Here is a 13040-nt window from a genome sequence, read left to right on the forward strand (position 1 = left end):
CGGAAGGCCTTGGACCGCTCGGCTGGTCGGCAGCCCTGCGGTCCCGTTCGTCGGGTGTTCCACTGCCTGGATGATCGGGAGCGCTGGGGTCCCGCTCGTCGGGCCGGCCGAAAGGTCTTCCATTGCCCGGCTGACCGGGAGCACCGGGATCTCCTTTGTCGGGTTGGCCGGGGGTGGGAGGTCTGCGGTTGCTCGGCTGACCGGTAGCGCCGCGGTGTCGCTCCTACCGGCCTGCACTTGCACCGCCCGGCTGACCGGCGATGCTGCGGTTTCGCTCGCGTGGATGACCGGGAGCGGCGGCTCGTGCGCCAGTGGTTTCACCGCTTCGATCGCCCCTGCCGTCGAGGGTTCCTGCGCCGGCTGGGTGGCCGGGAGCGAGGGCTCGTGCGCTGCTCGGCTGACCGGGAGTGTGGAGGTTTCGGTGGCTCGCGCAACCGTCAGCGGCGGTTCCGGCAATGCTGGTTTCGCCGGAACCGGGGACTCGTGCATCGCTCGCGCTACCGGGAGGACCGCTGTCTCGCTTCCCCTGGCATCCACCACCGGAAGCGCCGCCGGTGGGGCGGCTTCCGGTAACGGTCGCACTGTCGGAACAACCGTCTCGGCCACCTGAGTGGGGAGGGGCGAATCCTGCACCTGTCGGGCCACTGGGAGAACCGTCGTCTCCGGAAGGGGCGCGACCGGAAGAGCCGCACTCGCGGCCGGGAGGGCTGCCTCCTGTGCCGGAGGAGCTGGCGTTGCGGAGAGCGGCGACTCCTGCACTGCCCGGCTGACCGGGAGGGGCGGGGCGTCGCTCGTCGGTGTCGCCGGAGAGGTGGCCGCGCGCGCCACCGGTGCCTCAGCCCCCTCGACGGCTCGCGCCACCGGGAGTGCTGGTTCCGGTGGCGGAGAAACACTCGTCGAGCCGCCCGGAGGTCCGGGCGGCTCCGGGGTCTCGAGCGGACGGAAGGTGTTGACCGGCGGCGAGCCCGCCGACGGCTCGCCGAGGCGTTGCACCGGCTCCACCCCCGTAGCACCGGACAGCGCCACACTCGCTTCCGCCGCGACCAAAGGAGCTGCGGACGAAAGCTCGCCCTGCGAAATCGGCGCACCGAGCCCGAGCCGCCGGGGCGTCGCCTGCTCGACCCGCTGGACCACCGGCAGCGCCGGTGCCGGCACCGGTGCCACTGGGGTGTCCACAGGGGACGGTTCCACGATCGCCTGGACGGTCCGAACCGGTGGCACGACCGTCTGAGCCGACGTCAGCGGTCGCACGTCCTCGCGCACGACCACCGCCGGCAACACCAGCGGAGGCGGTTCCGGCGTGGGTTCCGGCGCGAAAACCGGTTCGGGAACCGCCTCCGGCAGGACCTCACGCTGCACTGTGGCGCCGCCCCAAAGCCGGGACAGTCCGCTGCGCTTGCGGGTCGCCCGCTGGACCACCGGCATCGCCGGCGCGGGTGTCTCGAGCGTGCGCGGCCGGGCGAGGTCGCCGATGACGCCGGCCGGCTCGTCCGGGCCGACCTGGTGCCCGAGCGGCTCGAGGTAGGCCGGGCTCTGCCAGGACGTCAGCGATGCGCTGAACCGCTGGACCGGGTTGACCAGCGGGTGCTCGGCGAGGACGCGCCGGATCGGCGGCACGCCACGCCATTCCGCGCGAGTCACCGGCGGCGCGGCAGGGGGTGACTCCTTCCTGGTCCACCACATCGCAGCGTCACCGTCCCTGGCTCATCCGGGTGTTGATCCGGGCGATCTCGGCGACGTAGGTCAACCGGTCGGGGTGTTCGAGGTCGAGGATGTCGTCGAGCGACCAGTGCAGGTGGTAGGCGACGTACGCGACTTCCTCGTGCAGCCGGCCGGCCGCGTACGTCACGATTCCCCCAGGCGGCCACCGGCGACGTCGACGACGAAGCTGTGACCGCACTCGGGGCACGCCACGCCCGCCCTGGTGTGGCCCTCGCTGTTGATCCGGCGGTACATGTCCTGCAGGAACGCCAGGTCCGAGGCGAACAGGTTCTCGATGACCCCGGCGTGCACGTCGGTGATGTCGCCGATCCGGGTGACGACCCGGGCCAGCAGCACCACCGTGAGGAACGCCGAGTTCTCGCGCACCCGGTCGTCGCGCAGCGGGACCAGCTCGTCCCGCGCGGTGGCCAGCCGCATCACCCCGGAGTGGTGGACCTTGCCCTCGTCGTCGACGTACCCGCGCGGGAGCTCGAACGCGAACTCCGTCCGCAGCTTCGGCCGGTCCGCCCGGGACTCCCCTGCCGGGGCTTCATCGGCCGAAACCGAAGCCGCAGCGGGGGCCGACGCCATCACCCTGCGCATCGGCTCACTCGACTTCCATCTGCTCGTAGGTGATGACGAGCTTTTCGGTGAGCACGCTCGTGTCGCCGGCCTTCAGCGCGCCGATCTCCAGGCTCTTCGGCCAGGCGTTGGTGAGCTTGTAGCGCTTGAGCGCGGTGCCCTCGTAGTCGTAGACGATGATGGCGCCGCCCTTGCGGGCCGTCGTCATCTTGCCGAAGTGGGCGTCCTTGACCCACTTCTCGAAGCTGTTGTCCTCGGTGAGGCCGCGGGTCAGCGTGACCTCACCGGCCTTGGGGCGGCCGGGCAGCTTCTTGATGACGTACTTGCCGTCGACGGTGTTCTGCTTGAGCTCGATGACGTCCTGCTCCATCTTGAGGCCGGAGACCTCGGAGATCTGCTTGATCTGGACGCCGTCGATTTCCAGCCCGAAGGAGTGGCCGACCGCCTTGTCGAGATCGGGAAGTGCCATGGTGGAGTCCCTTCACTACTCGTTGACGAGGCTGGTGCCGCCGGACATCTGGGCCAGCCGGAAGATCACGAACTCCGCCGGTTTCACCGGGGCGATGCCCACTTCGCAGATCACCTGGCCGAGGTCGATCCCCTCGGCCGGGTTGGTCTCGCGGTCGCACTTGACGAAGAAGGCCTCGTCCGGGGTGAGCCCGAACAACGCGCCCTTGCGCCACTCCATGACCAGGAACGCGCTGATCGTGCGCCGAATCCGCGCCCACAGCGCGTCGTCGTTGGGCTCGAACACGACCCACTGCGTGCCGCCGAGGATCGACTCTTCGAGGTAGTTGAACAGCCGCCGGACGTTGAGGTAGCGCCACGCCGGGTCGCTCGAGAGCGTCCGCGCGCCCCACACCCGGATCCCCTTGCCCGAGAACGACCGCACGCAGTTGACGCCGATCGGGTTGAGCAGTTCCTGCTCGGCCTTGGTCAGGTGCGTCTGGAGGGCGAGCGCGCCGCGGACGACCTCGTTGGCCGGTGCCTTGTGGACACCGCGGGTGGCGTCGGTGCGGGCCCACACGCCCGCCATGTGGCCGCTGGGCGGGATGAACGTGTTGGTGCCGGTGGCGGGGTCGAGCACCTGGACCCAGGGGTAGTACAGGGCGGCGTACTTCGAGTCGTAGCCGGCCGCGTCCATCCGCCAGGTGCGGACCTCCTGCGGGTTGAGGCCGGGTGGCGGGTCGATGATCGCCATCCGGTCGCCCATCAGCTCGCAGTGGGCGATCATCGCCAGCTGCACGGCCTTGACGGTGTCGAGGTCCAGCAGCTCGCGCTGGTAGGCGGCCATCAGGTCCGGCGCCGCGACCATGGTGATCTCGTCGATCGCTTCGAGGCCGCCGAAGCCGGTGCGGTCGGCGACGTCGCCGACGTAGTCGCCGGCCGCGACCCGGCGCGGCACCGGCGGTTCCTGCGGGTCCTTCGGCGGCTCGGTGAGCGTCGCGGTGCCCTTCTCCGGCTTGGTGACCGCGCCGCCGGCCGCCGCCTCTTCGACGGTGACGAAACTGGACTTCTCCCGCAGCGCCGTGACGACGTTCTCCTTGGTGCGCTTGGTCGTCACGTTGTGCGTTTCGACGACCTTGCCGTCCTGCTTGACGAGCACGGTGAACCGGTCTTCGGCGGGGTTCTCGCCGGTCGGCTCGGCCACCTCGACGGTGATCTCGCCGGCCTGCTTGCCTTCGGGCAGCTCCTTGGCGACGAAGCGGTAGCCGCCGAGCACGGCCTGGCGCGCGGTGAGCCGTTTCGGCGTGGAGCCGTTGTCCTGGGCGCGGGACCCGCCGACGCGGACGATGTAGCAGTTGGTGCCGCCGTTGAGGAAGTAGCCGTAGACGGACTGGGCCAGGTAGCAGCCTTCGACGAAGTCGCCGAAGATCTGCGTGAACTGGCCCCAGTTGGACACGAGCGTCGGGGTGTTGAAGGGACCGTCCGCGGCGAAGCCGACGAAGGCGGCGACAGCGGTGCCCACGCCCTCGATCGGCCGTGCGCCCGCCTCGATCTCCTCGACGTACACCCCCGGCGTGAGATAGGTGGGCATGCGGGCCTCCCTTGTCGACGCACAAGTCTTGACATCGGCGATCGTGCTGCCCGCGCGTTCGCGGCGGTACGACCGCACGGCTAGGCCGGCGGGAACCGATCTCTGCCCTTAAAGGCAGCTGCCCGTTCGGGCACCCGGGGCCGCCCGTCCGGTCGTTGGCAACCCGCCGCCGCGGGCCGAGAGTGGAGCCATGCCTACGCGGCGGGACAACGCGCCACGGGAGCCGTCCGCGCCGCCCGCGCGGGCGGCCGGATCCACGCGCCGGGCGACGCCGCCCGCGTTGCTGCGCCTGCAGGCTTCCGCGGGCAACGCCGCGGTGGCCGGGCTGGTCGCGTTGCAACGGCAGGGCTGTCCCGCTCCCCCGGTCGCGCCGGCCGGGGTCACGCCCGCGTCCGACCCGAAGTTCCAGTCGCTGAAGAAGGACGTCGGCACGCAGGCCAAGGCGGCGAAGGCGCACCCGCCCGCCGGCGCAGAGGTCAAGAAGGCGCAGGACGCCGCGGTCGCGCCCGCCGACGACAAGGACGCGCAGGCCAAGGCCGCCCAGGCGGACAAGATGGCGGCGGCGAAACCGGCGGGGTTCGACAAGGCGGCGTTCATCGCCGCGGTGAACGCCGCCGTCGCCAAGCAGGCGCCGAAGAACCTCGACGAGGCCGACAAGTTCGCCTCCTCCGGCAAGGCCGACCAGGTCAAGGCCGAGGTGCTGGGCAAGGTCACCAGCGGCAAGGACGCCTCGGCCAAGGACGTCACCGAGCGGACGAAGGAGGCGCCGGACCCCGGCCGCGCGGTCGAAAAGCCGGTCACCCCGCTGCCGCCGGCCCCGGCCCCGCCCGCGCTGGTGCCACCGGACCCGCGCAAGGCCACCCCGGACAAGGCACCGCCCGAGCAGACCGACCTGCGTGCCGACCAGTGCGAGACGCACGGCGCGATGGCCGCGGCCGGTGTCACCGATCAGCAGCTGGCGCAGTCCAACGAGCCGGAGTTCACCGGCGCGCTCGCGGCGAAGCAGGCGGGCGAGCAGCACACGGCGTCCGCGCCGGCGGCGGTCCGCTCGTCGGAGGCCGGGCAGCTGGCGGCGGTCACCGGGGCGGCGCAGGCGTCCGGGCAGGCGGCGCTGGCGGGCATGACGGGGGCGCGGTCGTCGTCGGCCCAGCGCGGGCAGGCGGCGAAGTCGGCCACGAAGGCGAAGGACGAGCAGGACCGGGCGCGGATCACCGGCGAGATCAAGGCGATCTTCGACGAGACCAAGACGAAGGTCGAGGGCGTGCTGGGCGCCCTCGACGACCAGGTGGCGAAGAAGTTCGAGGCGGGCGAGGCGCAGGCCAAGGCCGCGTTCACCGCCGATCACCAGGCGCGGATGAAGCGCTACAAGGACGAGCGCTACGACGGCATCAGCGGCGCGGCGCGCTGGGCGTATGACCTGTTCGCCGATCTGCCCGCCGAGGCGAACAACCTGTTCCTCGAGGCCAAGAAGGTCTACGAGGTCAGGATGCAGGGGGTCATCGGCGAGATCGCGGACTTCGTAGGGCAGAAGCTGGGTGAGGCGAAGCAGCTGATCGCCGACGGCCGGGCTCGCGTCAAGCAGAAGGTGGAGTCGCAGTCGCCGGCGTTGCGCAAGATCGCGGGCGAGGCGGCGAAGGAGTTCGGCGGGCAGTTCGACGAGCTCGAGAAGTCCGTCGACGAGAAGCAGCAGTCGCTGGTCGAGGACCTGGCGCAGAAGTACAGCGAGGCCCGCAACGCCGTCGACGAGGAGATCAAGGCGCTGCAGGCGGAGAACAAGGGCCTGTGGAGCAAGGCGAAGGAGGCGGTCGGCGGCGCGATCGAGACGATCCTGCAGCTGAAGAACATGCTGCTCGGGGTGCTGTCCCGGGCCGCGAACGCGGTCGAGCTGATCATCAGGAAGCCGATCGAGTTCCTGGGCAACCTGGTCAACGCGGTGAAGACCGGGGTGATGAACTTCGGGGCCAACATCGTCCAGCACCTCAAGGACGGCCTGAAGGGGTGGCTGCTGGGCAACCTGGCGAGCGCGGGCATCGAGATCCCGGAGGCGCTGGACGCCAAGGGCATCTTGAAGATGGTGCTGTCGATCCTGGGCCTGACCTGGGCGAGCGTCCGCGCGCGGATCCTGCGGTTCATCCCGGAGCCGGTGCTGGCCAAGCTGGAGCAGACCCTCGAGGTGGTCAAGATCCTGATCACCGAGGGCGTGCCGGGGCTGTGGCGCTGGGTGGTTTCCAAGCTGGGCGATCTGAAGGAGATGGTGCTCGGCCAGATCAAGGAATTCGTGATCGAGAAGATCGTCAAGGCGGGGATAACGTGGATCATTTCCCTGCTGAACCCGGCGGCGGCGTTCATCAAGGCCTGCAAGGCGATCTACGACATCGTGATGTTCTTCGTGGAGAAGGCATCGCAGATCAAGGAGTTCGTCGATTCGGTTTTGGACTCGGTGGAGTCGATCGCCCGGGGTGGCGCGGGGGCCGTGGCGGGGTTGATCGAGCGGACGTTGGCCAAGGCGTTGCCGATGGTGCTCGGGTTCCTGGCGAGTTTGCTGGGGCTGGGCGGGATTTCGGAGAAGATCAAGTCCGTGCTGGAGAAGGTCCAAGCCCCGGTGGGCAAGGTGATCGACTCCGTGGTGGGGACGGTCGTCAAGGCCGGGAAGAAGGTTTGGTCGAAGCTCAAGGGCAAGAAGGGAGACGACCAGAGGTCGCCCGCAGAGAAGCAACGTGCCCTCGACTCGGGGGTTGCCGAGGCCACCGCGCTCGTCGACAGCGGGCTCCCGGAGGAGGCGATCAACCGACGGCTTCCGGCCATCAAGGAAAAGTACCGCATGGCGTCACTGACGTTGGTCGTCGAACAACACGAAGAGGCCGGCGAAGTCGTTCACATCGAAGGCGAAGTCAATCCCAAGAAGCGCGGACCACGACAGGTCATCAAAGGTGGCGGCCCGGGACTGTACAAAGCCGTCAAACTGTCGGCCACGTCTTTCAAGGGCAACTTCGCAAACTTCCCGGACTGGGGTTCTTATGACAGCTTCAAGGCGACCCCGCATCCGGCGAACGGAACGTACTCACATCCGAACGGCAAGGTTCCCAAGCCGGTCGGGGACTACACCGTGGCGGGCGAAAAGACCGGCGGTTCTCCCAACCGGGAAAGCTGGCGAGACGCCGTCACCACTCGTAAGGAGGAACACAAGCAACAGCTCAAGAAGAAGAACCCCGACTGGCGGGCCGGTGAGCTCGAAAGCGGCGCCAAACGCGCCGTCGAGCGGGAACTCGGGATGGGCTGGCGCGACCTGTACCTCCTGGAGTGGGACGAGCACCACATCCAACCGGTCAACTGGGGTGGCACCAATGCCGGGACCAACCTAATCTTCATCCGGAGAACCGAGCACCAATACTTCAGCAGCTTCTGGACCACCCGAAAGTCCATCATCATGAGGGACATCAAGTGAGCGATGACGTCGGAAGCCTGATCGACCGGGCCAAGGGGGCGGACGAGTCGGCTGACCAGGCCGCCAGAGCGTTGGTAGCACGAGGAACCGCCGCTCTTCCCGCGGTGATCGAGACCTTGGCCGAAAGCTCCTGGATCAGCCCGGTCGGCCGACTGCCGTGGGTGGTTCGCAGCCTCCACGGGTCGGAAGCGGTGCCGCTGCTGCTCGATCACATCGAGGCCGACCAGCGCGTACTGGGGGAAAGCTGCATCGCCGCCTTGGGCCGGTCCCATGACCAACGCGCCGTCGAACCTTTGAGCCTTCTCCTGTCCGATCGCGATGGCCTCACGACCACCCGGGCACACGCCGCCGACGCACTCGGAAACCTCGGGTCCGATTCGGTGACCCCGCTCCTCCAGAAGGTCGTCGTGGACGCCGCAGCAGAAGACCCCGAGGCCGAAGAATGGCCGATGTTGGTCGTCGCTGCCGCCGCGGCAGCCGCCAAACTTGGCGATCACAGCGGATTTCCGGCCGTCGCCAGGCTGCTCGAGGTTGATTTTCCACCCACCCGTGCGCGTGCGGCCACGTGTCTCCAACTCGTGGTCGGCTCGAAGATGCTCGAGGTTCTCGATCGGGCTATCAACGATGCGGACGCCGAAGTGCGGGAAGCAGCTGTCGATCCGCTCTTTCTGCTGGGCACGCCCGACAGCATCGACATCCTCATAGAACACGTCGATGATCGAGACGACAACGTCGCGAACAGGATCCACGTGAGAATCGGCGACTGCCTCGGCCTCGAGGGCAACGTCGACGCAATCGAGGCCGAATGGCGAGACCTACGGCCGAAGCTCGCCGGCGATGTCTGCCACCGGTTGGGGCATCCCGTCAAAGTCACCGAGCTGGCCGATCTTCTCTCGGGTGACCGACGATCGGAAATCGCAGCCGAGCTGCGGACAATCACCGGACTGGAGATCGACGAGCTCGTCGACTTCAATCGGATTTCCGAAGCCCGGACGAGTGTGGAAGCACTGGGTCTTGCCCCGGGCGTGCTCCACAAGTGGGGACGCCCTGTTCCACCGGAGATGTTCTCCGCGCGACGTGACTGAGGTCAGCCACCGCCGGCGGAGGCTCGGCGATCAAGAAGATTCTTCTTCGGCCTCTTCCTCACGCTGCACGTACGTCTGCGCCATCTTCTCCTCTTCGCCTTCTTCGGCCTCAGGAGCTTCCTCGCGCTGCACAGCCGCTGCCTCATCCGAAGCGGCGTGCCCGCCGTCCTCACAACGCTGCACCGCAGGCGCAGGAGCAGGCGCCGACATCAGCCGATCGGCATTCGCCACCGCCTCGCGCTCGAAGCGGTCCGAAGGATCCGAAACCTTCACCCCGCCCCCGGCGTCGGTCCCCTCCACGGGCCCACTCCGCTGCTGCACCACATGAGTCAACTCATGCGCCAGCATGTGCTGAGCCCCAGCCGACGAAGGGTCGTACTTGTCGCGCTGGAACACGATGTTCGACCCCACCGTGTAAGCCTGCGCATTCACCGACTTGGCCGACTCGTGCGCCGCCCCATCGGTGTGGACCCGGACGTCCGAGAAGTCCGCGCCGAAGCGGGATTCCATGTCCGCGCGCGTTGAAGCGTCCAGTGGGGAACCGCCGCCCGACGACACGACGTCGTGGACCGGGGAGCGCTCCTCCTCCACCAGTGCGCCCACTCCCGCGTTGCCCACCGCTCGCTGCAGGCCCAGCATGCCTTCCGCCCCCAGCACGTCCGTCCGGCCCGCCGCCGCCGCGCGGCCGAGGATGCCGGACTCCCGGGGTGCCCGGTCGCCTTGGGGACGCAGGCTCGGTTCGACCTCGTTCTCGTGGCTGTGCCCGCGCATGTCCGCTCCCTCCGACGCCCGTCCAGCTTGCCGCGACGACGAGCGCCGCACCAGATTGGCGTGCGCGGCCGCGGGGGCAGGGAAACCTGCCCGAACGGGCAGCTCAGCCGTCCGTCACCAGCGCCAGGTACGGCCCGAACTCCCGGTCCAGGCACAGCCGGCCCAGCTTGCGGTACTCCCGCGCGACCGCGCCGACCAGGTCGCTCATCGCCACCGGCCGCCCCGCCTCCGCCGCCAGGTACGCGCCCGTCACCGCCGCCGACCGGATGTGCCCGCCCGCCAGCTCGAACGCCCCCGCCAGGAACCCGAGATCCAGATCCGACGCGCGCGGCAGCCGGGTACCCAGGCAGCGGTCCCACAGCCGGTGGCGCAGCTCGACGTCCGGCAGCGGGAAGTCCACGATCACGTCGAGCCGCCGGGTGAACGCCTCGTCGAGGTTGGCCCGCAGGTTCGTCGCCAGCACGGCGATGCCGTCGAACGTCTCCATCCGCTGCAGCAGGTAGGCGCTTTCGATGTTGGCGTACCGGTCGTGCGCGTCGCGGACCTCCGAGCGCTTGCCGAAGATCGCGTCGGCCTCGTCGAACAGCAGCACGGCGTTGACCCCGGACGCCTCGGTGAAGATCCGCTCCAGGTTCTTCTCCGTCTCGCCGACGTACTTGTCCACCACCGTCGCCAGGTTCACCGTGTACAGATCCAGGCCGAGCGACGCGGCCACGACCTCCGCGGACATCGTCTTGCCGGTCCCCGAGTCGCCGGCGAACAGGCCCGTCACGCCCCGTCCGCGTCCGCCGCCGGGGCGCATCCGCCACTCGTCGAGCACCTGGTCGCGGTAGCGCGCCCGCGCGGCCAGCTCGTCCAGCAGCGACAGCACACCCGCCGGCAGCACCAGGTCCGACCAGCCGACCGCCGGTTCGATCCGGCGCGCGAGCCGCTGCAGGCCGGCGGCGTTCTGGCTGCGCGCGCCCGCGCGCAGGTGCGCGGTCCGGACCAGCCCGCCGTCGGCCAGCGCGGTCACCGACGCGGCTTTCGCCGCGCGGGCGATCTGCCCCGGCCCCAGCACGAAGTGCGCGGTGGCTTCCCCGGGGTCGACGTCCGGGGCGAGCTTGCCCTCGATGCTGCCGCGCCAGAGTTCCGCGCGCCGGGCGGCGGGCAGGGGCAACGCGTCGAGCTGCAACGGCGCGGTCGCGCTCCACCGCGGGTCCCAGGCGCCGGTGCCGTGCACGACCAGCGGGATCGCCGGGTGGGCGAGGTCGGCCAGCCGCGGGTCCTCCACCGGGCCGAGCACGATCCCGGCGCCGCGCAGCAACGCTTCCCGCCGCAGCGACGCGGTCAGCTCGGGCTCGGCCTGCCAGCGCGCCGCGTCCACCACCAGCGCCGGGAACCCGGCCTCGGCCAGCGCGCCGACGCCGAGCTCTTCCGCGCCACCACCGGGGTGTTCCTTGAGGTAGACCAGCCCGACGCGGTCGCGGATCGCGCGGGCGAGCCGGTCGCGGCCCGGCACTTCGACGAGCTCGGTGCCCAGGCGCGCGCAGCCGGCGAGCTCGGGCGCGACCCGGTCGTCGCCGAGCAGGTGGTTGACCACCCGGTCGGGGACGCGCAGCGTGCGCGAGAGGAACGGCCGGTCGTCGTCGCCCACGGTGAGCAGGCCGCAGGTGAGCAGCGGGGAGTCGGCGTCGAGCCGGGCGCGGCCGGCGGCCGAGGCCTCGGGGATCCCGCACAGGCGCAGCGCCAGCCCGGCGGTCGCGCGGCGGCGGGTGACGTCGTCGTTGAGGTAGCCGTAGAACTGCTCGAACCGGCTGTCCAGGTCGGGGGCCACCGCGACCAGCAGCAGTTCGACGTCGACGCCGGTGAGGCCCGCGCGGTCGGCGAGCGGGCGCAGCCTGCCGTCCGGCACGGAGTCGGCGAACGGCGTAAAGGGCTCGCGGTGGCTTTCCAGCAGCGCGTCGATGGCCTCGTGCGAGAGGTACAGGCCGCGGAACGGGTCGTCGGGGTTCGGGTCGGCCGCGCGCCGGCTGTCGACCGCGTCGCGGATGCGCTGTTCGAGCCGGGCGACCCGCTCGAACAGGTATCCCTGGCTCACCGGGACTTCCGGTGGTCGCGCGCCATGGCGACGCGGCGCTGCCCGTCGACCGCGCCGGCTTCGGACACGTGGTGCCCGACGAGGTCGCCGCCGGCGTCGAGCTTGAGGCCTTCCTTCGCCGGCGGTCCGGCGGGGTAGACGCGTCCACTGTGGATCGGCGCCGAGACGACGACGTCCAGTGACGGCTTGAGTTCGCCGCCGAGCGCGGTCCAGACGTCGGCGAAGGCGCGGTCCTCCGGCGGCGGCAGCGCGACGGTCATCGGCACCGGCAGCCCCATCTCGGCCAGCGAGCCGGACAGCACCTCGGGCGGCACGGCTTCGTGGCGCAGCAGGCCGAGCAGCAGGTCCGACAGCACGCGGTGTTCGTCTTCCGGGCGCTGGGTCCAGGCGGTGACCAGGTAGGACAGCTTGACGTGCTTGGGCGGCAGGTGCCGCGCGGCGATCTGGCCGCGCTGGTCGTACTCGCTGAGCAGCCCGCGCGACCGGCGGCGCATGTCCTCGCGCACGTCGTAGAGGTAGATGTTGACGGTGGGGGCGTTGCGCCGGGCCGCCCAGTCCTTGGTGGGTGCCTCGAAGGCGATGTCGACCTCGCTGCCGCGCAGCGCTTCGTCCTTCACCAGCCGCCGCAGCGCCTCGTCGACCTCGTGGATCACCGGCGGACCTCCTCGGGCTGGCGGTTCTTCCACGATGAGCGCCGGGCGGGCGGGCGGCCACCCGCGCAGCGGCAGACCTTCGGGTACGCCGGGCTGCCCGTACGGGCAGGCTCACCCGTTGGTGATCCACCGACCCACGGGGCCATCATCGAGGCGATCTTCGCGGTCCGGCGTCGCTCAGGCGGAGTGAAGCAGCTCCAGAACCGCGGCGGACTTTGCCTCGTCGAGGAACCGCAGGCCCATGAAGTTGTCGCCGGCGTTGAACCCCGGCAGCGCCCAGATCTCCTCGTACGGCATCTCCACCCGCCGGTAGCGCCGGAGGCTGTAGACGTTGCTGAACAAGCACTTCCCCGGGTCCGGCTTCCACAGGCGACGCGCGAAGCCGGGGTTGCGGAAGCCGTGGCCGACTTCGGCGGTGGCCTGGACGTGCTTGCGGCCGGTGAACAGCACCACGTCGCCGGTGGTCACCGTGTCCATCCGGCGGTCGTACTTGTCCTTCGCGCCCCAGAAGCGCGCCCGGCCGTTCGGGTGCACTGCCTTCAGGCGGGCCAGATCCACGGGATCGAGCAGCGACGCGTAGTCCTGGAAGGCCACCGTCTTCTCGAGCGACTCGGCGCCGTAGCGGCGGGCGTCGGCGGTGCCGTACGCGGGCTGGACGAAGACCTGGACCACGGCCCCACGGTAG

10 protein-coding genes are annotated in these 13040 nt (G+C 70.1%); 2 read left to right on the forward strand and 8 right to left on the reverse strand.

Annotation, left to right across the window (positions count from 1 at the left end; genetic code table 11):
• Positions 1-1690 precede the first annotated feature (1690 nt).
• Genes AB0J40_RS24680 through AB0J40_RS24695 form a run of 4 tightly spaced genes read right to left on the reverse strand, consistent with a single transcriptional unit; the run spans position 1691 to position 4321 of the window.
• Complete coding sequence (locus tag AB0J40_RS24680) at positions 1691-1849, reverse strand: DUF6760 family protein (protein ID WP_086682608.1); 159 nt, start codon at positions 1847-1849, stop codon at positions 1691-1693.
• Complete coding sequence (locus AB0J40_RS24685) at positions 1846-2304, reverse strand: hypothetical protein (protein WP_364456885.1); 459 nt, start codon at positions 2302-2304, stop codon at positions 1846-1848. Before AB0J40_RS24685 ends, AB0J40_RS24680 begins: the two co-directional genes overlap by 4 nt.
• Before the next feature lie 4 nt (positions 2305-2308).
• The gene (locus AB0J40_RS24690; protein ID WP_364456887.1) at positions 2309-2752 is read right to left on the reverse strand and encodes a phage tail protein; all 444 of its coding nucleotides are present in this window, start codon (positions 2750-2752) and stop codon (positions 2309-2311) included.
• A 15-nt stretch (positions 2753-2767) separates the two neighbouring features.
• Positions 2768-4321 carry a phage tail sheath family protein gene (locus tag AB0J40_RS24695; protein ID WP_364456889.1) on the reverse strand — a complete coding sequence of 518 codons (1554 nt, stop codon included), beginning with the start codon at positions 4319-4321 and terminating at the stop codon, positions 2768-2770.
• A gap of 190 nt (positions 4322-4511) precedes the next feature.
• Here AB0J40_RS24695 and AB0J40_RS24700 point away from each other — a divergent pair, with 190 nt between their 5' ends.
• A complete protein-coding gene (locus AB0J40_RS24700; protein ID WP_364456890.1) occupies positions 4512-7766 on the forward strand; it encodes a hypothetical protein in 3255 nt (1084 codons plus the stop codon).
• Entirely contained in the window at positions 7763-8851 is a 1089-nt protein-coding gene (locus AB0J40_RS24705; protein WP_364456892.1) for a HEAT repeat domain-containing protein, read from the forward strand. The genes AB0J40_RS24700 and AB0J40_RS24705 overlap by 4 nt, the downstream gene beginning before the upstream one ends.
• A gap of 30 nt (positions 8852-8881) precedes the next feature.
• On the opposite strand, the gene AB0J40_RS24710 is transcribed toward AB0J40_RS24705, so the two are convergent.
• The 4 genes from AB0J40_RS24710 to AB0J40_RS24725 all read right to left on the reverse strand — a co-directional run bounded on the left by AB0J40_RS24710 (position 8882) and on the right by AB0J40_RS24725 (position 13027).
• Positions 8882-9622 (reverse strand): DUF4157 domain-containing protein, encoded by a 741-nt coding sequence (locus AB0J40_RS24710; RefSeq protein ID WP_364456894.1) that lies wholly within the window; start codon positions 9620-9622, stop codon positions 8882-8884.
• A 103-nt stretch (positions 9623-9725) separates the two neighbouring features.
• Positions 9726-11702, reverse strand: a complete 1977-nt coding sequence (locus AB0J40_RS24715) for an ATP-binding protein (RefSeq protein ID WP_364456895.1) — start codon at positions 11700-11702, stop codon at positions 9726-9728.
• The gene (locus AB0J40_RS24720) at positions 11699-12355 is read right to left on the reverse strand and encodes a DUF4255 domain-containing protein (RefSeq protein ID WP_364456897.1); all 657 of its coding nucleotides are present in this window, start codon (positions 12353-12355) and stop codon (positions 11699-11701) included. The genes AB0J40_RS24715 and AB0J40_RS24720 overlap by 4 nt, the downstream gene beginning before the upstream one ends.
• 177 nt (positions 12356-12532) lie before the next feature.
• Positions 12533-13027 carry a hypothetical protein gene (locus AB0J40_RS24725; protein ID WP_364456899.1) on the reverse strand — a complete coding sequence of 165 codons (495 nt, stop codon included), beginning with the start codon at positions 13025-13027 and terminating at the stop codon, positions 12533-12535.
• Positions 13028-13040 lie beyond the last annotated feature (13 nt).

Origin of the sequence: Amycolatopsis sp. NPDC049691 (genome assembly GCF_040675005.1) — a bacterium.
Taxonomy (GTDB): Bacteria; Actinomycetota; Actinomycetes; order Mycobacteriales; family Pseudonocardiaceae; genus Amycolatopsis.